Below are 22,406 nucleotides of genomic sequence, written 5' to 3' on the forward strand. Positions count from 1 at the left end.
TAATGGAATGCGTTAATACGTTTTTGTATTTGCTGTCATTTATAAAACATCTTTCACATGTTTTACCACATTCTCAACGGTAAAGCCAAAATGTTCCATAACAACCGCACCTGGTGCAGATTCACCAAAGGTATCAATACCTACGACACCACCATCTAAACCAACATACTTATACCAGTAATCAGTCACACCGGCTTCAACCGCAACACGCTTAACACCTGGAATTAAAATACTATCTTTATAAGCTTGATCCTGACGATCAAAAACACTCGTTGATGGCATAGAAACAACACGTGCATTAACACCATCGGAAGCTAACGCCTCTTTTGCTTTAATAGCCAAATTGACCTCAGAGCCAGTGGCAATAATAATCACATCTGGTGTGCCATTCGCTTCAGAAATCACATAAGCACCTTTACGAATAGCCGCAATTTGCTCATCGGTTCTTTCAATAAAAGGAACGCCCTGACGTGTCAATACCAAGCTAGTAGGACCAGTCATACGCTCAACCGCCATAACCCAGGAAACAGCTGTTTCAGTCGTATCTGCAGGACGCCAGACATCCATATTTGGAATCAAACGCATTGCTGCTGTGTTTTCAATAGGTTGATGCGTTGGACCATCTTCACCCTGACCAATGGAATCATGTGTCAATACAGCAATTGTGCGGATTTTCATCAATGCCGCCATCCGTAATGCACTTTTCGCATAATCGGAGAACATATGGAATGTACCGCCATAAGGCAGTAAACCACCATGTAAAGCCATTCCATTCATAATGGCGAACATACCAAACTCACGCACACCATAAGAGATGTAGTTACCTGGTTTTTTCCCATCAACATGTGTGAAGCTATCACAACTTGTCAAATTAGAGCCTGTCAAGTCAGCCGAGCCACCGATGAACTCAGGCAATGTCGGTGCTAATGCGGCAATGCATTTTTGTGATGCTTGACGTGTCGCCAAGCTCTCTTTCTTAGCATTCATATCGGCAATCAAGTTCGCCGCAGCCTGTTCCCAATCATTCGGAAGATCACCTGCCATACGACGTTTGAATTCTGCCGCTAACTCAGGATACTCTTTTTCATAGGCAGCGAATTTTTCATTCCACTCACCTTCAACCTTAGCGCCTTTAACCGTTGCATCCCAACCTTCATAAACATCTTCAGGGATTTCAAAAGGCTCGTACTCCCAGCCTAACTCTTTGCGCGTCAGCGCAACTTCTTCTTCACCTAAAGCCGCACCATGACAGTCATGGCTACCTGATTTGTTAGGTGATCCAAACCCAATAATCGTTTTACAACAAATCAGTGATGGCTTATCGGTTACTTTTTTGGATTCTTCGATAGCCGCGTTGATTGCTTCAGGGTCATGTCCATCGACAGACACAACATGCCAGTTATAGGCTTCGAAGCGTTTGACAGTATCATCTGTATACCAAGCATCGATATGTCCATCAATAGAAATATTGTTATCATCCCAAAATGCAATCAGTTTTCCCAATCCCCAGGTTCCGGCCAAAGAACAGGCTTCATGTGAAATACCTTCCATTAAACATCCATCGCCCATGAATACATAGGTGTAATGATCGACGATTTCATGCCCTGGTTTGTTGAATTGATGTGCCATCAACTTTTCAGCCATCGCGAAACCAACGCCATTTGCAATCCCTTGACCTAAAGGACCTGTAGTCGTTTCAATACCAGGCGCATAGCCATATTCAGGATGACCGGCACATTGCGAGTGCAACTGACGGAATGATTTCAACTGATCCATTGGCAGGTCGTAGCCCGTCAAATGCAACAATGAATAAAGTAACATCGAGCCATGACCGTTTGACAAAATAAACCGATCACGATCTGCCCATTTTGGATCTTTCGGATTATGTTTTAAGTGATCATTCCATAAAACTTCAGCAATATCCGCCATTCCCATAGGTGCGCCAGGGTGGCCTGATTTTGCTTTTTGAACTGCATCCATGGTTAAAGCACGGATTGCATTTGCTAATTTACGACGCGAAGCCATACGGTTCTACTCCTATATATTTTTTTGCAAACAGCAATGCTGTTTGTTTTTATAAATTTGATAAATCAAGCGCAGGCGGCCGCCGATGCATGTTCAATGCACCGACAGCCATACTAATCATTCCATATTAGCGTGTCTTTCTCTCATTTTTTCTTCCGGGATACCTTTTTCCCAGATCATATGCGCTACGATAGCCTCAAGAAAACACAGTGTTGAGAGTTCAAAAACTGTTCCCATTGGCATGCCTTTGACTTTTTCGTAAAGCTCCTCTTTCCCAATCTGGAAAACAGCATCGGCTAAATCGCCTATTGTTGATTCTTTTCTTGAGCAAATCAAAACGACTTTAGCGCCCACTGACTTAGCTTTCTTGGCAAATGATATCAGTTGCTCTGTCTCACCTGAACCTGAAATCACAATTAACAGATCACCGGCTTGAATACTTGGCGTAACAATTTCACCAACCATATAGACAGTGTATCCGCTATGCATCAAACGCATACCCAGAAAATTCCCGACTAATTTTGAACGCCCAGCGCCAGAAATAAAAATCCGGTTGGCTTCATCGAACATCTTCACTAACTTGTCATGATAAGACTCATCAGTTGCATCCAGAATTTCAGAAATTTTATTAATAACTAATTTTTGATTCTCTTTTTGCCACATCGCTTACACTCCTGCAGCATCAACCAATTCACGAATTTCACGCGCAGACTCAGCTGGAGAAGGTGCACCATAAATAGCCGCACCAACAACGATGATATCAGCGCCTGCTTCAACAACTTGTTGAACTGTGGCTTGTTTGATACCGCCCGCAACTGAAATACGAACATCCAGACCTAAACTGGCAATAGTTTGTAAATCACCAAATGGGGTTTGGCCAGCCGCCTGTGCATCTAATCCAGTATGAACACCGACAATCTGTGCGCCTGCCGCCGCGCCTTCTCTTGCACATTCTGCAATATCAGGCACATTGATCAAGTCAATCTGAACTTCTGCATTATGTGCTTTCGCCGCTTTGATAACACCACTAATAGTCGCCATACCAGAAACGCCCAGTACCGTACAAATATCAGCGCCTGCTGCATAGAAAGGTGTTGCTTCGTATTCACCCGCATCCATCGTTTTTAAGTCAACTAATAACAGATGCTCTGGAAAACGTGCTCTTAATTCTTCAACCAGCTTAATACCATTGTATTTAATGCAAGGCGTACCAATTTCGAATATATCGACATAAGGTGCAACTTGTTCAGCCAAGGCGACCGTTGCATCAAAATCCAGTGAATCTAAAGCCATTTGAATTAATGGTGTTGCCATATTATATGCTCCGTTAAGTTATAAATTTTTGTTTCAGACTTATTTCGATGGGGAACTTTAAAACAGAAAAGGTCAAAATGTCAATTTTATCAAACTAATGTTTTAGTTGATGAAATGGCTAATTTTGAACATCTTTTTGCTTTTTGTCGCATTTTAATGTCGTTTTTAGACACACCCCATTCTCATAATCTTATCTTCTAGTTATTATGTGTTTCAACAACCTCATTCCCTGTTGCAAAACACCAACAGTTTTATCATTTTGCCGTTCTCTCCATACTACAAACATCACCTTTTTAACAGATGTAAAACTTAAGCAGCCTTCTTTTTATTTAAATATTTTTCCACACCCGTAAGGTTATCGTATTTTTAACAGCATCTTCCGCAGCCTTTTTCGCTAAATACGCCTCAACCCTAGAAGCCTTGTTTGACTCTTGAGGTGCATTTTCAGCTTTTTGGCCAGATATTGTTCAACTTTAGTGCTTCCATTCACATTATCATTTTCAACATCTGCATTTTCAGAGGTCACTTCATGCACCTGCGAAACACTTTTATCTTTTCTGGCCTGGCTTTTCAAGATAGACAGCTTTAACAGATACTTCGAAACACTACTTATTTTTGAGCGCTGTTTTCCCAGCGTTTCTTTCCGGACCAGATACTTATCAACTCCGGTATTGTGCTCTTCAGCCGGTTTTGATAACGACCGCATAACAACATATTTTTCTACTCGAGTCAGTAGTGGTTTAGGCAAACTTGCTTTCTTCAACAGATATTTATCAACCCCTGTTCTACCCTCAGTGCTCGACAGCGTTCTTTTTTCGCTATATATTTAGTAACACCTGTCGCAACATGTTTTTTCTCAGACTCGGCCCGCGCTAAATATTTAGCAACGCCGGTTGCCGATGGATCAAACACTGGCTCATCCTGTGGAACATCTTCAACTTTTTAGGCTGCTTTGCCACTTCAGCCTCAGCAAGCCTGTATTTTTCTACCAAAGCTTCTGCAGCCTGTTTTTTTAAGGCTATTTCCTTTTGCCATAAAAAATAGCCTACTCGTGTTTCAGGTATTCTCGCTTTAGCCTCTTTATCCTTTTTACGCAAATACAATGCAACGCCTGTCGGAATATTTTTGGTTTCAAACTTTGCTTAACAACGTATTGCTCAACCCGGCTAACCCCTGGCTTTTCCTTTTTTAAAACACTCTGCTTCATAATGTATTTAGAAACACGCGTTGTAGTGGGCTTATCCGATAAAATACGCTTTGCCACATATTTTGCCACCCCGTTGCAGGGTTATGGGGATGCTTTTTAAATATTTTTCGACTCGGGTTACCGCAGATTTGCTTTCAAGGTACTTTTCCACACCCGTTCTACACGATACCTCTTCTACTGCTTCAGATTCTTGACTGCCTACTGCATTGTCATCAAAAGATAATTTTGGCAACACCCCAATCAAGCCTTTTATAAAACTATTTTTTTTTTCACCTGTAACTCCTTTGTCTTTTCCACATTCTCGAACACCACTAAATCAATACATTGCCCATCCGTTGTATCAATTTCAGCCAACCTTATCGACCCGGTTATGTTAGAACAATTATGACAGAAGTTGCGCACTTCATGCGCTCGCTTATCCCCTTGAATTCCGGACAGCCTGGATATAACGCCTGTCAAAATTATTCTTTGAAAAAATCTACCTCAGAAAAAAGGGCGAAATAAATTTCGCCCTTTTCGTCCCACTAACCTATAGTCTGTGCCACACAGACTCAAGCCATTTATATCAATGCGAATATGCAACAATTATACTGCCGCTGCATCAACCAATTCACGAATTTCACGCGCAGACTCAGCTGGAGACGGTGCACCATAAATAGCCGCACCAACAACGATGATATCAGCGCCTGCTTCAACAACTTGTTGAACTGTGGCTTGTTTGATACCGCCCGCAACTGAAATACGAACATCCAGACCTAAACTGGCAATAGTTTGTAAATCACCAAATGGGGTTTGGCCAGCCGCCTGTGCATCTAATCCAGTATGAACACCGACAATCTGTGCGCCTGCCGCCGCGCCTTCTCTTGCACATTCTGCAATATCAGGCACATTGATCAAGTCAATCTGAACTTCTGCATTATGTGCTTTCGCCGCTTTGATAACACCACTAATAGTCGCCATACCAGAAACGCCCAGTACCGTACAAATATCAGCGCCTGCTGCATAGAAAGGTGTTGCTTCGTATTCACCCGCATCCATCGTTTTAAGTCAACTAATAACAGATGCTCTGGAAAACGTGCTCTTAATTCTTCAACCAGCTTAATACCATTGTATTTAATGCAAGGCGTACCAATTTCGAATATATCGACATAAGGTGCAACCTGTTCAGCCAAGGCGACCGTTGCATCAAAATCCAGTGAATCTAAAGCCATTTGAATTAATGGTGTTGCCATATTATATGCTCCGTTTGTTACAGTTATTGTTTAGACATCATGCTTAACTAGCTGCAAACTCTAAAACAGTTCGTAGCGCAATGTCAATTTACAAGCCTGATCTTTTTGCCAGATCTGTCGTCTTAGCCTGCATTGTACAGCCCAAAGACTTGTTAAATATGGAGTTTTTCGCAAACATCTTGAACTGAAGAAAAAAACCCATGTTGTTAATTTTAAGGCATACTTTTGAATTCATCATCTCAAGCCGGTCTATTTTCTCATACTTTTCAGCAATGAGTGATGGTACCATTCAACAAACACCCAAAAATTAATATAAAACTATCATATTTTCTAATCACCGAAAACCCTATGACTCCTTTTTCTGATATTAAAGGTCTAATTATTGATATGGACGGGGTGCTATGGCATGGCTCACACCCTCTCCCAGGTCTTAATGACTTTTTTAATACCTTACGCCAACAAGCCATGCCTTTTGTTCTGGCTACCAACAATGCCAGCCTCACAGCGGCTCAATATATTGCAAAACTGGCATCCTTCAACATCCCAGTCACAGAACAAGAGATTCTGACCTCTGGCATCGCTACTGCCTGTTATCTGGCCGAACATCACCCCCCCGAATTGACACCTGTTTACGCTATCGGTGAAAGCGGCCTGCTAGAGCCTTTAGTTGAGCAAGGATTTATCCTGACTGGCGTGGACGATATTCGCTCTGAAGTCAATAACACCGGGCCTGATATTGTCGTTTCCGGGCTCGATAGAACATTGACCTGGCAAAAATTATCAACAGCGACACTCAATATCCGTGCTGGCGCGTATTTTTATGGCACGAATGGCGACACATCCCTGCCCACTGAAAAAGGCATTACCATTGGCAATGGCTCCATTTTGCAAGCTCTGGAGTCTGCTAGCGGCCAAAAACCCACTATCATCGGCAAACCAAAACCCATCATGTACCAACAAGCCATGAAAATATTGGGCACCAGCCCGGAACAAACCCTGGCAATCGGCGACCGCTTGGATACCGACATTCTAGGCGCCGTCAATGCCGGAATTCGCAGCATTCTGGTTTTATCCGGCATTTCCAGCGAAAAAGATTTACAATCTGTCAGCTATTCACCCACACTCATCATGCAAGATATTCGTGAAATAACGCTGGCCATTAAAAACCTGTAACCTGAGGAGAATCCGCATGAAGAAATTCATCAACGACACCGAAACCCTGCTCGATGAAAGTATTGTCGGCTTCGCCAAAGCCCATACCGACATTGTTCAACTTCATACAGAACCCACGTTTATCCGCCGCAACAGCGATACAAAAGCGGGCAAAGTTGTCATCATTTCGGGGGGTGGTTCCGGGCACGAACCGTTACATACAGGATTTGTCGGCCAAGGCATGCTTGATGCGGCCTGTCCCGGGCAAATTTTCACGTCCCCTACACCGGATCAGATGCTGGCTGCAGCTGAAGCCACCGAAAATGGAGGCGGGGTATTATTTATCGTTAAAAATTACGCCGGCGATGTGATGAATTTTGAAATTGCTGCCGAAATGCTCGACGTCTCGAATGAAAGTGTATTGGTCGATGATGATGTTTCACTACCTAAAGACCACAGCACAGGCCGACGCGGCGTTGCCGGCACCTTAATCGTCGAAAAAATTGTCGGCGCAGCCGCCGAACAAGGCTATGACCTGGCCGCATGTAAAGCATTAGGCGATAAAGTAGTCAAAGCTACTGCATCGATGGGCGTCGCTTTGAGCAGTTGCACCGTCCCAGCATTGGGAAAACCTACCTTTGACCTGGCCGACGATGAAATGGAAATGGGCGTCGGCATCCACGGCGAACGCGGTCGCGAAACACTTAAACTGGCTCCTGCCTCGGAAATCGTGAAGCATCTGACTCAAGCGATTGACGAAGATCTAGTTCCCGAAAAAGGCCAGCGCATTTTATTGCATGTAAATGGTTTTGGCGCAACGCCGCTGCTGGAATTGCATTTAATGTATGACCTGGCAGCACAACATTATGAACAACAAGGCATCGAAATATACCGTTCCCTGGTTGGTACCTTCACCACATCACTAGATATGGCAGGCTGTTCGATAACCGTCACCCTGCTGGATGATGAAATGCTGTCATTATGGGATGCCCCCGTCAACACAGCCGCATTACGCTGGAAAATCTAATCCCACCCAAAAAATGGCAAGCGTCCATAGCGCGGCGCTTGCCACATCATTGGTCACACATTACAAATGTTTTTCAATCACTTCGCTGACAGCCTTTATCATCAATTGCGCCGTCTGAGCGCCGGCGTCGATATGGCCTTTGCTACGCTCACCTAAAAATGATGCACGCCCTTTCGTCGCAATCATATCGCGTGTTGCCTCTACGCCTTGTTCAGCAACCGCATTAATTTCGGCCAACACTGTTTTTAAGTCCTGCTGCTGAGCGACGCCTTTCTGTAACGTTTGTGCTACCGGCACTAACACATCGAGCATGGTTTTTTCCCCAACATCCGCTCTGCCCCGCTTCTTGATCGACTCGACCCCGGCCATAAAAGCCTCGGCAAACACAGCCGCATCAACATCTTTACCCTTGGCTGTTTTCGCCATCGTCACTAGAAAACTGCCATATAAAGAGCCTGATGCACCACCAATAGTGGACATGACGATCATGCCTATTTTCTGCCAAGCCGATGGCCAATCAAGACCGACTAATTCATCCTGTTTCTTGCGCAGCGCCTCAAACCCCCGCTGCAAATTATAGACATGATCGCCATCACCGATTTCCTGATCCAACGCCGTTACCTGCTCGGCATTATCATTGATAATCTGTTCCATTGCCGCAATCATTTCGGGCAAAAGAGAGGTTTCTATACTCATTATTGCTGACTCCTGAAAAAATAGTTTACCCAGCATACTACACGCTACAAGGCTCTGGATGAAAAGGTGCAATATCTTTTTTAAGAAAGCCTTGTCCTTCAGGACGAGGTGCTGGGTTTACCTGGCAAAGCTGAACTGAGAATACTCTACCTGCTTTCATACTGTCCAGCCCAATATTGCCAGTTATAGGCGCAAATGATTGTAACCCGTAACGATATAGGTTACAATTGACATATGATACAGAGCTTTAAGCACAAGGGGCTGGAGTTATTTTTCAAAACAGGGAGAAAATCCGGCATTCAAGCCAAGCATTCTAAACGGATTCGACTCATTCTCGGCCGCCTGAATGCTGCCATATCACCTGACGACATGAACTTACCGGGCCTGTATCTACATCAGCTCTCAGGCAAACGTTCTCAATACTGGTCCGTGAGAGTTAGCGGCAGATGGCGCATTACATTTCGTTTTAATGGGAGCCATGCCGAAGTTGTTGATTATGAGGACTATCACTGAGGTTACACCATGTTAATGCATAATCCGCCACACCCAGGCGAAGTATTAAAAGAACTTTGTATTGAGCCTCTTGGCCTAACTGTTACCGATGCTGCAAAGGCTCTAGGCGTCAGTCGCAAGACCTTATCGGCGATTCTTAATGGTAAATCTGGTATCAGCCCAGAAATGGCTGTGCGCTTATCCATTGCATTCAATACATCATCTGAGAGCTGGTTAAACCAACAAACACAATATGACTTATGGCAAGCAGAGCAGCACCGTAAAAAACTTCATGTTCAGCAGCTGTCTACAGTATAAAGCGTATAACAATTCACTGCATGAGTGTGCTAATCTGCACCTATGAACACAAATCCAATCGACATCGATGTTTTATGCGTTGGCCACGCCTGCTATGATTTAATTTTTCAAGTTGATCACCACCCGGCAGCCGATGAAAAAATTTTTGCCAAGCAGCATCACGCCTGTGGTGGCGGCCCTGCAGCCAATGGCGCCGTCGCGGTCTCTCGCTTAGGCTTCAATGCCGCCTTTGCAGGCTTTTTGGGAACTGATTTATATGGTGACCGTCACCTGTCTGAATTTCAACAGGAGAATATTAACACCACACTGTTAATCCGCGGCCACCAGCCCACCCCCGTTTCTGTCATTCTAGTCAAACCTGACGGCACACGCGCCCTGGTGAATTACAAAGGTAAAACCCGCTCCCTGCCCCAGCATAGCCTGGACTTTACTGCGCTTAATTTTAAAACCGTTTTGTTTGACGGACACGAACCTGACATTTCAGTTGAATTGGCAAAATACTGCACGCTGCAACAGATTCCGATGGTGCTGGATGCAGGCTCTGTTCACAAAGGCACTCTGGCCTTAATGGACAAGGTTGACTATCTGGTCTGCTCAGAAAAATTTGCCCGTCAATTTGCCGATACGCCCGAAACAGCCCTGTCGCTATTGGCTGAAAAAGCACCGGTCGTCGTGATTACCTTGGGCGAAAAAGGCTTGATCTGGAAAACAGCGACACAACAGGGCCAGCTTCGGGCATTCAACATTACAGCCATCGACACAACAGGGGCCGGCGATGCCTTTCATGGTGCATTCAGTGCCGCCATCGCCGAGAGTATGAGTCTGGACGATGCCTTACACTATGCCAGTGCAACCGGCGCATTATGCTGTACAAAAATCGGTGCCAGAACCGGCCTTCCTGACCATAATGAACTGACTCAATTTCTGAACAAGCACCGTTTGTAGCACCGTGACCAACTTGTGACGAAGGATACCGACCTATATAATGGCCTGTTTTTTATGGCCACGAATTTGACTAAATATGGTATCGAACACAACCTATAAACCGTGTGACCTGGTTATTTATGGCGGCCTGGGCGACCTTGCTACCCGTAAATTGATTATCTCCCTATTTCGGCTGGAAAAAGCCGGCCTGCTCGAAAACGATAGCACCATTATCGCTGTCGACCGGTATGACAAAACCCGCGACGACTTTATCGCCATCGCCCATGACAGCCTAAAAAAATTCTTGAATGACGACATTGAGCCCGCTTTGTGGGAAAAATTTCAACAACGCCTGAACTACCTGCAAATGGACCTGACGCAAATGCAGGATTATGGCAAGCTGAAACCCCTGCTCTCGCCCGAAACTCATGTCCTGATAAATTATCTGGCGGTTTCACCGGTACTGTTCAAATCTATTTGCCATGGCTTGCAACAGGCCGGTGTTTTAAATGATGAAGCGCGTATCGTCATGGAAAAACCGATTGGCCATGACTTGAAATCCTGTATCGAAATCAATGACGCGGTCTCCGAAGTTTTTCATGAAGAACAAATCTTTCGAATCGACCATTATCTAGGCAAGGAGACCGTGCTTAATCTGCTAGCGTTACGCTTTGCCAATTCCATTTTCACCACTAACTGGGATCATAACAGTATTGACCATATTCAGATTACTGTTGCTGAAGCTGTGGGAATTGAGGGCCGCTGGGACTATTTCGACCATACCGGACAGTTACGTGACATGCTGCAAAACCATTTATTGCAGATTCTAACCTTTGTAACCATGGAGCCCCCGGTAAACTTGGAAGCCTCTAGCATTCGCAGCGAGAAAATCAAAGTATTAAAAGCCCTGCGCCCCATTACACCTCATAATGTTGAACAGGTCACTGTTCGCGGTCAATACGCTGCAGGGTTTCAACAAGCCACACCGGTACCAGGTTACCTTGAAGAAGAAGGCGCCAACCCGGACAGTGACACTGAAACCTTTGTCGCACTCAGGGTCGACATTGATAACTGGCGTTGGGCAGGCGTCCCGGTCTATTTACGCACCGGCAAACGGATGAATTACAAACGCACCGAAATTGTTATCAATTTCAAACAACTGCCACATAATATTTTTAAAGACAGCTATAAAAACCTACCCGCTAACAAGCTGATTATTCATTTACAACCTAACGAAGGTATCGACATTGAAATCCTTAACAAAGTACCGGGCATCGATGGCGATATCAAGTTACAGAAAACCAAACTGGATCTAAGTTTTTCCGAGGCCTTTAAACAAAACCGCCTGTTTGGTGGTTATGAAAAACTAATTCTTGAAGCCCTGCGCGGTAACCCGACATTATTCCTCAGCCGGGAAGAAATCGAACAAGCCTGGGCCTGGGTCGATTCGATTCAAACCGCCTGGAAAACACAATCACTTCATCCAACCCAATATCCGGCCGGCACTTGGGGTCCTATCACATCAGACAGCTTATTGGCGCGTGACGGCCGCGCCTGGGAAGCATGAGGTAAATACAATGGTTACACAATTTCTCTTTAAAACCCGCGATGAACTGTTCTCCAGCCTGGCACTGGCGTGTCAACGCCATCTCGATAACGCTTTAACCCAACAGCAATCGGCCAGTCTACTGGTTTCTGGTGGCAGTACACCGGCACCGTTATACCAAATCCTGTCTGAAGCCGATCTGGACTGGAAAAATATCCATATCGCTTTAGTCGATGAACGCTGGGTCGATAGTGATCACCCCGCCAGTAACGAAGCCCTGATCAAAAAAACATTATTGATTAACCGTGCCGCTCAAGCCCCTTTCACGCCGATGAAAACTGCGGCCACAACCGCTATCGAAGGTCAACCTGAAACAGAACAGCATTATCGTCAACTGCCTAAACCCTTTACCGTAACGATTCTCGGCATGGGCAGCGACGGCCACACCGCTTCATTGTTCCCCCACGCCGAAGGCCTGGATCGAGCCTTATCGCCGGATTACACTCAACTGACCGCCGCCATTATGGCGCAACAAAGTGAAGTCACCGGCGACAACACCGAACGCTTGAGCTTGTCATTACACGGTCTGTTACAATCCAAACGGCTGATTATTTTATTAACGGGCGAAGAAAAGCTGGCCGTTTTCAAACAGGCTTTAAAACCGGGCCCTGTGGAAGATATGCCGATCCGCGCTATTTTGCGTCAATCCACTGTCCCGGTTGAGCTGTACTGGGCACCTTAAATCAAGCGACACCCCAACTTTTTGCGTATTGCCATAGACAGCAACTGGAGAAAAAACATGCACCCAACCATAGAACAAGTCACACAGGACATCATTGAACGAAGTCATAAGGAACGTAATGCTTACCTGAAATACATTGACGCACAGGCTGAAAAAGCGCCGGTTCGCTCACATATGCAATGCGCCAACCTAGCTCATGCCTTTGCAGCTTGCCCCATCGCAGAAAAACAGGACCTGGCCGAAACACCTAAACCCAATATCGCTATCGTTTCTTCTTATAATGATATGCTTTCGGCGCATCAACCCTATAAAGACGCGCCCGACATCATCAAAGAAGCTATTCGTGAAGCCGGTGGCGTCGCCCAGTTTGCCGCCGGTGTTCCCGCCATGTGTGATGGCGTTACTCAGGGGCAACCCGGCATGGAACTGTCCTTGTTCAGTCGCGATTTGATTGCCATGGCAACCGCTATCGGCATGAGCCATAACACATTCGATGGTGCTTTATATTTAGGTGTCTGTGACAAAATCGTGCCCGGTTTGCTGATTGGCGCACTGAGCTTTGGCCATTTACCCGCCGTATTCGTCCCTGCCGGCCCCATGCCTTCAGGTATTAGCAATAAAGAAAAAGCCCGCGCCCGTCAGGCCTATGCCGTTGGCAAAATCAGCCGCAAGGAGCTCCTCGAAAAAGAAGCCGCGTCTTATCATTCCGCTGGCACATGCACCTTCTACGGCACCGCTAACAGCAACCAAATGATGATGGAAATCATGGGCCTGCATCTTCCCGGCAGCTCTTTCGTCAACCCTTACACGCCGTTACGCGACGAACTCACCCGTCAAGCCGCCCGTCAGGTGTTGAAATTTACTGCAATGGGAGACGATTACCGCCCCATTGCGCGTATGGTTGACGAAAAAGCACTGGTCAACGCCATCATCGGCCTACTCGCCACAGGAGGCTCGACTAACCATACCATGCACCTGATCGCCATTGGCCGCGCGTCCGGTATTACGTTGAACTGGGATGATTTTGACCGCTTATCCAAAGTTATTCCTCAATTGACCAAAATCTATCCAAACGGCGCCGCTGATGTGAATCATTTCCACCAGGCAGGCGGCATGGGTGTACTCATCGCCGAATTGTTAAAACACGGGCTACTACATAAAGACATTCTCACCGTCGCCGACGAAAAAGGCATGGACAGTTATACCAAAGAACCGGTGTTAACCGGCGTAAAACTAACCTGGAAACCGTGCCCTGAACAATCGCGTAACCCGGATGTATTAAGCAGCGTGGAAAAACCTTTTGCACCGATGGGCGGTCTGCATGTCATGACCGGCAATTTGGGACGCGGCGTTTCCAAGGTATCCGCCGTCGCAGAGGAACATCAGATCATTGAAGCCCCAGCCGTCGTCTTTGACGACCAGGAAGATTTTTTGGCCGCCTTCAAACGCGGTGAACTGGAAAAAGACTTTGTCGCTGTCATCCGCTTTCAAGGGCCGCGCGCCAATGGCATGCCGGAGCTGCACAAACTGACCCCGCCACTGGGCGTTCTGCAAGACAAAGGCTTTAACGTCGCATTGGTGACCGATGGCCGCATGTCCGGTGCATCAGGCAAGGTTCCTTCGGTTATTCACCTGTGTCCTGAATGCGAAATGGGTGGCCCGCTGGCAAAAGTTTTAGAGGGTGATATCATTGCCCTGAATCTTCAAACCGGCGATATTAATGTCCTGGTTGACGAGGATGAATTCAATGCGCGCACACCGATACCGAATCGCGCCAATAATCACCATTATGGCATGGGGCGGGAAATGTTCGGCCATTTCAGACTAGGCGCATCAACCGCCGAAACCGGCGCATCCAATTTGTTCCCAGTCGATTAAGCCACCTACATTTATTAAACATTTAACGGAAAAAAAACTATGCCAACGATCCAAGACATCATGAACACTTCGCCGGTTATTCCGGTCATGGTTATCAATAAACTGGAACATGCCGTTCCTTTAGCGCACGCCCTGGTTGAAGGCGGCCTGAAGGTGTTGGAGATCACTCTACGCACACCTGTTGCACTAGATGCCATTCGCCAAATCAAGTCGGAAGTCACCGATGCCATCGTTGGCGCAGGAACGATTATCAATATCGATACGTTAAACCAGGCCATTGACGCCGGCTCTGAATTTTTAGTCAGCCCTGGCGTCACTAATAGCCTCATCAACCATGCTATCAACACCGGCGTGCCGATTTTGCCCGGCGTCGCGACCCCTAGCGAAGCCATGAAGCTAATGGAGAAAGGCTTGACCGCAATGAAGTTTTTCCCGGCGGAAGCGGCAGGTGGCGTACCGATGCTAAAATCCATCGGCGGTCCGTTACCGCAAATCACCTTCTGCCCGACAGGCGGTGTCAATCCGGAAAACGCCAAACAATACCTGGCGTTAAAAAATGTCGCTTGCGTCGGTGGTTCTTGGATGGCACCAGCCGACCTGGTCGATGCCGAAAACTGGGATGAAATCCGCCGACGCGCCACACAAGCCGCGATGATCTCCCGCTAACTATTCCGATTCAATGGGTTTGTTTTCCAACAAACCCATTGTACTTTTGATCCGCATCCGCTTGAAACGGTTTAAAATCGGAGCCGTCGTATTCGTAATACTCGCCATATTTGACTGCTCTTTTCAAACCATTATCCTTATCAATCATTATTCCAAACCATCAGCCAACGCCTTTGCCCGAATTAACACTGAAAAAGTGCTGTTCCCGGTACGTTATAAATAGTGGGAGAACAAGGGAGAGATGTGACTGAAAAATAGAAATAATAGCTTAAATGCCTTCTTCAACCTACAGGTTATCCACACTATCGCTTTTGTTAAATTCTGTCTACAGTTCGGGATATTTTTCGAGGGCTGATGAAATATTCAGGCTAATTCAACAAATGGCGCAACAATTTGCTGCGCCATTTGGAGTCCAACTACTTACCAGCTATAGCTTAAAGTGGCATAAACATTGCGACCTGGAGAGAATACCCGGCCGTTGGCGCGATTGAACAATGTATAACCCCCTAAATGGTTTTGATAACGTTTATCCGTAATGTTTTCAACTCCTGTTCCAATCACCAAACCTTTCACTGGCTCATAACTAGCCCGCACATTCATCAACATATAACCGGCTGTTTTCAATTCATTATTGTAAGCAGCTACATCACCTTGCCTAGCGACAAAAACCCCTTCAACAGAACTCATCCAGCCAGCATTCTGATAAGTTAACTGGGTACGCCCATTCAATGGCGAAATACGATATAAATCATCATCACCCGTCGGCGCATTGACCCGCTGCCCCCGAACATAATTCAAACCAGCGTCAATACGCCAATTATCATCAAGACTATAACCCGCATCCAAGTCAACACCAAAAAACTGAGCATCAATATTACTAAATTTAAGCACATTAGCATCAATAGCTAAAGCATCGGCAGCAATATTAACCTCTGTTGAAGGAAGACCTTGGATATAATCATCGACATAATGATAAAAAACCCGCGGCGAGAAATAGGCTCTCTCAGTATGCCAATCCACTCCTAACTCAAACTGATAAGCCGTTTCATGATCCAGATTCAGGTTTCCAACATAAACATTACCATCCGCCAAGCCTCCCGTAGCCGAAGAAACTGACCAGTTATACAGCTCTTGATAACTAGGTGCGCGGTTCTTACGTGCGAAACCAATTTCTACGTCCAAATTTTCGCTCATGGCATAACGTAATACAGACACCAAATCAACATCTGTAAATTCTTTATTGCGGTCAGCCACATTGAATGCATTTGCCAATGCCAAACGATTTACCAACAAACCTCCCATCATATTATTTGTTGAAACCTGTCCAGAACTTGACCAGGTATGAGTAAATCTGGCACCCAACTCCAAACTAAGGTCCCGCGCCACTTCTCCATCCCATTCGGCGAAGAAGCTATATCTGTCACGTTCCACATTGGAAAAACCAGTGGTTTGAAACGCCATCATCCCATTCAACATACTGCCCGAGACATCCGCGTCATGATTGGACTGGTCTCCATTGATACCGAGCGTCAAATCACCCGACATAAAGGGCATGGTAAAGGCAATATCCAACCCACCCGCTTCAACAGTCGTCCGATTAGCCATAAGCATGGAACCAGTCCGCAAGGTATAATTATCCATCCAATGACGCATTTTTTGATAATACAACCCTGCCTTCAAATTATAACCATCGCCTAAATCCCAGCTATAACGCGCATCATACAAACCACCCCTAACATAAACAACATCCATCGGCAATGCTGGTGTTCCTGATGCCCCAGTATCAATATTGTTATAGTTGATTTCTGCTTCATGACCCTCTCGACGATAAGCATAGCCAGTCGAAAAACTGTTCCTGTCATATTGCGTTGGTTTTTGCCGTAGGTCGCCGTCTATTTTGTAATCATGCCCTTTTTCTTCGATACCACTCAAATAAACCTTATGGTTTTTATTGGCCACGGCCCCCATCAGGACGCCCACCTTTCCCTCCTGAACAGAACTGTAACCCATTGAAGCCAACCCGCTAAATTCAATATTATCATCTTCAGCAAAGCGACCTTTCTGATATTCAACTTTCATTGCTCCACCTATTGTGTCTATTCCACTACTGACGGGAGCAATCCCTCTATGTACTTTTAATGACTTTACTAAAGGCGCGGGCACATGACTCAATGGTGGATCCATGCTATTCGGACCAACTTCCTTAAAGTTCGCACCGCCTACATTTATATTGATTCGTGGACCATACATACCACGATATGAAGCAATCCCCGTCAAAGGCCCATTACGGTTGACCGCTGCTCCGGGAACCCGCTCCAACAAGGATGCCGTGTCTTTCAATACCGATGAGTCTGGCGCCGTTGAGAATGTCCCCGGCCGCTCATAAACCCCTTCCACTACAATCGTAGGCAATTGTTGCTCTTCTGCATAAGACATAGCTGGAACAGCCAGCAAGCTAGCAATGGCAAATTTAAGTTTCATAGAATGTGTTTCCCCTCAAAAACAGATTAATAAACCATTAATAATGCACTTTTTATGCCTACTTATTTTTTGTTTTAAAATCATAAGGTTGTAAAAATAACCAGTTAAAATTTAATTAAACTATGTTATTTAACACATTTTTACTGTGTGATATGACCTATTTTTCATTTTTCTAGCCACTCCCTGACTGCCATAAAACACAAACCTTATAAATCCAGCACCTTGTCATTGATGGAGGGGGGATGAAAATGTGCACTATTTTCTTAAAGAAAACCTTGTCCTTCAGGACGAGGTGCTGGATAAACACAAAAAAACCGCTCCCTGTCATGCGCTATTTGCACACAAAAGGAAAGCGGTTTTTTGTTATACCTTCAGCCCGTTTTAACAGATTTTGCTGTCGCTTAACCCATTCTACAGAGCATTGCTAAAGCTTGGCGTTAACGTATCATTCAGCTTCTACTTTAACAGGCACTTTGACGATAACATCGGTATGCAAGTTAATATCGATTTCGTATTCGCCCACATGACGAATAACACCCTCTGGCATACGGACTTCGCTTTTTTCAACGAGCGAGCCAGCCGCTGTGATCGCTTCGGCAATATCATGCGTACCGATAGAACCGAACAGCTTACCCTCTTCACCCGCCTTATGCGCTAAGACGATTGTCAGTTGACTAATCGCATCCGCACGTTTTTGAGCTGCCGCCAATTTTTCAGCCGCCGCTTTTTCAAGCTCGGCACGACGTGCTTCAAACTCCTTGATTTTTTCAGCCGTTGCTGCAACAGCTTTTCCTTGCGGAATCAGGTAATTTCTAGCATAACCTGCTTTAACTGTAACTTTATCACCCAGATCGCCCAGGTTTGCTATCTTTTCCAGAAGAATAACTTCCATCGTTCAATACCTCATTTTTATCGACACTGTCGAAAACAAGAATCTTATCGATTCCCTTGATTTGAAATTTTATTGCGTAAGTCCAGCCAGGTATCACCCACCCCAAATAACGCCACTGCAATAGCGACTTGAGGAACCAAAAACAAGGTGACGTATAAAAATGGCACTAAAAAACGTGCCTGTTTCATTCTGGCAAAAGCCTCATGTATTGCTGCTGTGCCTGTAATGGTATACAGCACAAACAACAATACCACCAGATTCCAGCATATTTCGGCGACTGTACCGGATAACAATACCGCCATCAGTAAAATAACAATTGTCGCTATTGCCAATGGCTTATGTGTTCTCAATGACAAAAACTCTGTTCTAAAACCACCTGGATTATAGAGTAACGCTTGCCACCAACGCCCCAGAAAAAGGCCGAACAACATGCTATACACCATACCGGCCGCAATCGCACCTGTCATAATATGCGATAAAACCTTAATCTGGTTTTGTACTTGCTCTAATGGAATGTCTGCGCCACTGTCAAGCATCGGTTGCAATAAATGCGTCAACACCGAATGCCACAACTGAACAGGCTCAGGATAAATCAAATAGAACCCAAGCACACCCAACATACCCAATGCAACGGCAATCTCTACCGCAACCGCCAAATGCCTGCCTTCACGCAACACGATTGAGATCAACCAGACTGGCAACCAAAGAATCAGCCCATACATCAGTACAAACTGAAAATTGCCAAACTTGATATAGCCCAAAACAGCAGTTGCCAGACAGGAAATGATTAAAATCGTCAATCCATCAATCGCGCCACGCCTTAACGTAACTAATGCAACCGTGGCTGAACTTACAACACTAACCGGCGGAATAAACAACGAGATAAATGCCAGCGTCGAAGCCACAACCATGGCTTGAATGCGCCCTTGCATAATATAACTGGCAAGAAATCTCATGTCTTTTCCGTATTAACGCTTATTTATGGGCGTCGCAAAAAGGCAATAACGCAATATAGCGTGCGCGTTTAATTGCTGTCGCTAATTGGCGTTGATATTTCGCACTGGTTCCGGTAATCCGGCTCGGGACGATCTTTCCGGTTTCAGTGATATATTCGCTTAACAAATCTAAATCTTTGTAGTCGATAACAGGGGCATCTTCACTGCCGAAACGGCAGGTTCTTTTACGTCTCATATTACGTGCCATAATTTTTCTCTAAGTCCAGTATATTAGGGTGGGTTATTCTGCAGCAGGCGCAGGTTCAGATGATTCTTCAGCCGCTGGCGCCGCTTTTTCCTCGACGACAGCTGTATCTTCGGCCTTGGCTGCCTGAGCTTTGTTTTCAGCTTTAACAATTGCAGATGGCTCTGTGATCGCTTCTTTTTGAGCAATCGTCAGACTGCGCAGTACAGCATCGTTAAAACGAAAACCACTTTCCAGCTCGTCAAGTGTAGCTTGATCACATTCAATATTCATCAACACATAATGTGCTTTGTGAATTTTTTTGATGGGATACGCCAACTGACGACGTCCCCAGTCTTCCAGGCGATGTATTTTCCCACCGGCTTCGGTAATAGTCGTTTTATAACGCTCGACCATAGCAGGCACCTGAGCACTTTGGTCAGGATGGACTAAAAAGACAATTTCATAATGTCGCATATTTTCTCCTTTCGGGGTTTGGCCTCCCGCTGTTGAAAGACAACGGTGAAGCAAGGATAGAATATCAGCGTTACAGCCAATATCCCATAAAACCGGCCATTATACTGTCATTAGACACTACATCACAATAATTTAATGACTGACTATGGTGACAGGCTGCTTTTGGTGAGAAATTAAGAACGCATCCTGCATTGCAAAAGAGGCAAATTCAAGCAAACAAACTCAGCATACCTTGACTGACCATCGCCCGGCCTGCTTCAATTTCATCCATGACGGCGGCGGCCGAATCTGCTACAGCCTCATGTGGCGAATTCGAATCTGCAGCATTCTTGTTGTCGTCCTGACCGGTTTGCTGTTCGAATCCGTGAGAGGACTGTTTTTGCTCTGATTGCTGTTGGGATACATTCACATCAACCAAATTTAATTGTTGAGCGGCCAACATTTCTCTCAGCCGAGGCAATGCTGCCTCGATAGATTCCCGGACTAATGGATTATGTGCCTGAAAGGAAACACTAGTCTGATCCTTATCGACATCAATATGAATACTGACAGGCCCTAAATGACGCGGGTTCAGATTGATTTCTGCGGACGGAATCGCTTTTTGGTGCAACCAGACAATTTTTTCGGCAAATTCTTGCCCCCATTGGGGATGAGTGATTGCAGTTTGCACGACAGGCAGACTGTTTCGCGTATCCTGAGTCGGAACCACGGCACGCTGTAAATGTGCCAAACTTGAGAGTACCGCCTTATTATCTATTCCTTTCTGTCTATTTTTTATCTTTTGCTCCACACTGAGTTCATCAATCATGGTTTCACTTGGATTGGCATTCAGACTGGCATTTTGTTTTATTTCATCTGAAAACAGCGCTTGATTCTTGTCTAGCACTAACTGCTCTGATCGTGTCAAATCGTCAGCGACTTGCAGTTTTATATCCTCATCCCGCGCCGGTGCAGTCGCTGTATCCATCAAGACAGTCTGTTGCCTGGAATTTTGCTGCTGCAATAACGACTGCACCGCATCTTGCATTTGTGTCAGTTCCGTTTTAGCCGCTGAAGATGCCAATGCCTTTTGGAATGGATCGTTTTCAAGCGTTTGCTGCAACTCGGCGACTGTAGTTTGTACGGTTTGAATGGGGTTATTGAGATAAGAGGAAGGCTGTAATTGTCCTGTAGCCTGTAATTCATCAGCAACTTGCTGCCCTTCAACTGTCGGTAACTGTTCAGGATTTATCGCATTGCCATCTGTATTTTGTACCTGATTGGCCAAAGGCTCAGACTGCTGAATGGCCTCTAGTCGCCCCATAATATCCGACAAGGCTGTCAGCGTTTGCTCAAGATTGATATTGCCATCAGACGGCAAAAAATTGCCTGTATTTGCAAAAAAACCAGCTTCGCTTACGCCTGAATCCGGCAAAAAATCTTTATTTGTCGAAACAGCATCCTGCAATCGTTGGAGCTCTGCCATTAAAGCTTCAGAAAATGACGACGGTAACGTGCCATCTGCCGCCAGCGTTTGCTGCAGATTTTCCAGGCTATCAAAACCGGGAAACAAGGAAAGAATATCAGTGGCTTCTATATTCATAAGGTTTCTCCAACACAATGGCCTGTTTCAGGCGTAGTTTATCTACCCTTTTACTAAGCAGTTCCTGTGCCAGATTTATCCAGCACCTCGTCATTGATGACAGGGATGAAAATGTGCCATCAGTATGAGGTGCTGGATTTATTGCCACATCGGGCAGAACGATTATCTTGCTCGTTTTGTTCAATTTTTTCAGCGTACTTCAAAACCTCCGCTAAGGCTTTTTCATCCAGCTTTTTCAGGCTTTCGGTTTTTTGGTGTTGCCGCTGCCACTGCTGCTGCTGTTGCATCACCGCCTGTTTTTTTTGCTGTATGATGTTTTTTTGGTCGTTAATAGCTTGATCAAGTTTGGCCAAAAAAATACGATACTCAGCAAATTGCTGGCTGGAAAGGTTTTGGCCGCCTTGTGATAAATCACGCTGTTCATAGTCACGTCGGTATTGCTTAAGACTCTCCAGCTTCACCACCGCATTGTTATAGTGTTGCTGGCAAACACCAAGCTTTTCCAAAGCCTGTTTTTCCTGGCGTTGGTAAAGCTCAATAACCACTCTGAGTCGCTGTGTTTTTTTCATTATGTCT

Annotated in this window: 24 protein-coding genes and 1 pseudogene; 9 read left to right on the top strand and 16 right to left on the bottom strand. The window is 45.5% G+C overall.

The annotated features are described in order from the left end of the window. Positions 1-39 precede the first annotated feature (39 nt). From tkt to hxlA (JEU20_RS03240), 7 genes and pseudogenes are all read right to left on the bottom strand, one after another. Complete coding sequence (tkt, locus tag JEU20_RS03215; protein ID WP_198243638.1) at positions 40-2,025, bottom strand: transketolase; 1,986 nt, start codon at positions 2,023-2,025, stop codon at positions 40-42. A gap of 117 nt (positions 2,026-2,142) precedes the next feature. Further along, the gene (gene hxlB, locus JEU20_RS14970) at positions 2,143-2,688 is read right to left on the bottom strand and encodes a 6-phospho-3-hexuloisomerase (protein ID WP_245395084.1); all 546 of its coding nucleotides are present in this window, start codon (positions 2,686-2,688) and stop codon (positions 2,143-2,145) included. 3 nt (positions 2,689-2,691) lie between these two features. Further along, positions 2,692-3,339: a 3-hexulose-6-phosphate synthase gene (hxlA, locus tag JEU20_RS14975; protein ID WP_245395085.1), complete on the bottom strand. Its 648-nt coding sequence runs from the start codon at positions 3,337-3,339 to the stop codon at positions 2,692-2,694. Positions 3,340-3,733: 394 nt separating this feature from the next. Further along, positions 3,734-4,102 carry a hypothetical protein gene (locus JEU20_RS03225; protein WP_198243639.1) on the bottom strand — a complete coding sequence of 123 codons (369 nt, stop codon included), beginning with the start codon at positions 4,100-4,102 and terminating at the stop codon, positions 3,734-3,736. 109 nt (positions 4,103-4,211) lie between these two features. Beyond that, positions 4,212-4,436 carry a hypothetical protein gene (locus JEU20_RS03230; RefSeq protein WP_198243640.1) on the bottom strand — a complete coding sequence of 75 codons (225 nt, stop codon included), beginning with the start codon at positions 4,434-4,436 and terminating at the stop codon, positions 4,212-4,214. 141 nt (positions 4,437-4,577) lie between these two features. Beyond that, positions 4,578-4,778 (bottom strand): hypothetical protein, encoded by a 201-nt coding sequence (locus JEU20_RS03235; RefSeq protein WP_198243641.1) that lies wholly within the window; start codon positions 4,776-4,778, stop codon positions 4,578-4,580. 353 nt (positions 4,779-5,131) lie between these two features. Next, a pseudogene (gene hxlA, locus JEU20_RS03240) lies at positions 5,132-5,778 on the bottom strand (3-hexulose-6-phosphate synthase). 348 nt (positions 5,779-6,126) lie between these two features. Between hxlA (JEU20_RS03240) and JEU20_RS03245 the strand changes: the two are divergent. Continuing rightward, positions 6,127-6,951, top strand: coding sequence for an HAD-IIA family hydrolase (locus JEU20_RS03245; protein ID WP_198243642.1), 825 nt, complete (start codon positions 6,127-6,129; stop codon positions 6,949-6,951). Positions 6,952-6,967: 16 nt separating this feature from the next. Next, the gene (dhaK, locus tag JEU20_RS03250) at positions 6,968-7,957 is read left to right on the top strand and encodes a dihydroxyacetone kinase subunit DhaK (RefSeq protein WP_198243643.1); all 990 of its coding nucleotides are present in this window, start codon (positions 6,968-6,970) and stop codon (positions 7,955-7,957) included. Positions 7,958-8,017: 60 nt separating this feature from the next. Here the strand turns inward: dhaK and dhaL are convergent, their stop codons facing one another. Beyond that, positions 8,018-8,653: a dihydroxyacetone kinase subunit DhaL gene (gene dhaL / locus JEU20_RS03255; protein ID WP_198243644.1), complete on the bottom strand. Its 636-nt coding sequence runs from the start codon at positions 8,651-8,653 to the stop codon at positions 8,018-8,020. Between the two features lie 234 nt (positions 8,654-8,887). Here dhaL and JEU20_RS03260 point away from each other — a divergent pair, with 234 nt between their 5' ends. From JEU20_RS03260 to JEU20_RS03290, 7 genes are all read left to right on the top strand, one after another. Further along, complete coding sequence (locus JEU20_RS03260) at positions 8,888-9,166, top strand: type II toxin-antitoxin system RelE/ParE family toxin (protein ID WP_198243645.1); 279 nt, start codon at positions 8,888-8,890, stop codon at positions 9,164-9,166. Positions 9,167-9,175: 9 nt separating this feature from the next. Continuing rightward, on the top strand, positions 9,176-9,463 hold the full coding sequence (locus JEU20_RS03265; RefSeq protein WP_198243646.1) for a HigA family addiction module antitoxin: 288 nt from the start codon (positions 9,176-9,178) through the stop codon (positions 9,461-9,463). A gap of 42 nt (positions 9,464-9,505) precedes the next feature. Continuing rightward, complete coding sequence (locus JEU20_RS03270) at positions 9,506-10,408, top strand: carbohydrate kinase family protein (protein WP_198243647.1); 903 nt, start codon at positions 9,506-9,508, stop codon at positions 10,406-10,408. Positions 10,409-10,484: 76 nt separating this feature from the next. Beyond that, complete coding sequence (gene zwf, locus JEU20_RS03275) at positions 10,485-11,954, top strand: glucose-6-phosphate dehydrogenase (protein ID WP_198243648.1); 1,470 nt, start codon at positions 10,485-10,487, stop codon at positions 11,952-11,954. Positions 11,955-11,964: 10 nt separating this feature from the next. Beyond that, on the top strand, positions 11,965-12,675 hold the full coding sequence (gene pgl, locus JEU20_RS03280) for a 6-phosphogluconolactonase (RefSeq protein ID WP_198243649.1): 711 nt from the start codon (positions 11,965-11,967) through the stop codon (positions 12,673-12,675). Positions 12,676-12,732: 57 nt separating this feature from the next. Then, positions 12,733-14,553, top strand: a complete 1,821-nt coding sequence (gene edd, locus JEU20_RS03285; RefSeq protein WP_198243650.1) for a phosphogluconate dehydratase — start codon at positions 12,733-12,735, stop codon at positions 14,551-14,553. 39 nt (positions 14,554-14,592) lie between these two features. Continuing rightward, positions 14,593-15,219, top strand: a complete 627-nt coding sequence (locus tag JEU20_RS03290) for a bifunctional 4-hydroxy-2-oxoglutarate aldolase/2-dehydro-3-deoxy-phosphogluconate aldolase (RefSeq protein WP_198243651.1) — start codon at positions 14,593-14,595, stop codon at positions 15,217-15,219. 10 nt (positions 15,220-15,229) lie between these two features. Here JEU20_RS03290 and JEU20_RS03295 read toward each other — a convergent pair whose 3' ends face one another. The 8 genes from JEU20_RS03295 to fliJ all read right to left on the bottom strand — a co-directional run bounded on the left by JEU20_RS03295 (position 15,230) and on the right by fliJ (position 22,399). Beyond that, on the bottom strand, positions 15,230-15,367 hold the full coding sequence (locus JEU20_RS03295; protein ID WP_198243652.1) for a hypothetical protein: 138 nt from the start codon (positions 15,365-15,367) through the stop codon (positions 15,230-15,232). Between the two features lie 272 nt (positions 15,368-15,639). Then, on the bottom strand, positions 15,640-17,700 hold the full coding sequence (locus JEU20_RS03300) for a TonB-dependent receptor (RefSeq protein ID WP_198243653.1): 2,061 nt from the start codon (positions 17,698-17,700) through the stop codon (positions 15,640-15,642). A gap of 445 nt (positions 17,701-18,145) precedes the next feature. Then, positions 18,146-18,592 carry a 50S ribosomal protein L9 gene (rplI, locus tag JEU20_RS03305; protein ID WP_198243654.1) on the bottom strand — a complete coding sequence of 149 codons (447 nt, stop codon included), beginning with the start codon at positions 18,590-18,592 and terminating at the stop codon, positions 18,146-18,148. A gap of 44 nt (positions 18,593-18,636) precedes the next feature. Further along, positions 18,637-19,548 carry a YybS family protein gene (locus JEU20_RS03310; RefSeq protein WP_198243655.1) on the bottom strand — a complete coding sequence of 304 codons (912 nt, stop codon included), beginning with the start codon at positions 19,546-19,548 and terminating at the stop codon, positions 18,637-18,639. Between the two features lie 19 nt (positions 19,549-19,567). Then, complete coding sequence (gene rpsR, locus JEU20_RS03315; RefSeq protein ID WP_198243656.1) at positions 19,568-19,795, bottom strand: 30S ribosomal protein S18; 228 nt, start codon at positions 19,793-19,795, stop codon at positions 19,568-19,570. A gap of 33 nt (positions 19,796-19,828) precedes the next feature. After that, the gene (gene rpsF / locus JEU20_RS03320; protein ID WP_198243657.1) at positions 19,829-20,248 is read right to left on the bottom strand and encodes a 30S ribosomal protein S6; all 420 of its coding nucleotides are present in this window, start codon (positions 20,246-20,248) and stop codon (positions 19,829-19,831) included. 208 nt (positions 20,249-20,456) lie between these two features. Next, complete coding sequence (locus JEU20_RS03325) at positions 20,457-21,830, bottom strand: flagellar hook-length control protein FliK (protein ID WP_198243658.1); 1,374 nt, start codon at positions 21,828-21,830, stop codon at positions 20,457-20,459. 119 nt (positions 21,831-21,949) lie between these two features. Continuing rightward, positions 21,950-22,399, bottom strand: a complete 450-nt coding sequence (gene fliJ, locus JEU20_RS03330; protein ID WP_198243659.1) for a flagellar export protein FliJ — start codon at positions 22,397-22,399, stop codon at positions 21,950-21,952. Between the last annotated feature and the right edge of the window lie 7 nt (positions 22,400-22,406).

It is taken from the genome of methane-oxidizing endosymbiont of Gigantopelta aegis (genome assembly GCF_016097405.1).
In the GTDB taxonomy this organism is placed as follows: Bacteria; Pseudomonadota; Gammaproteobacteria; order Methylococcales; family Methylomonadaceae; genus Methylomarinum.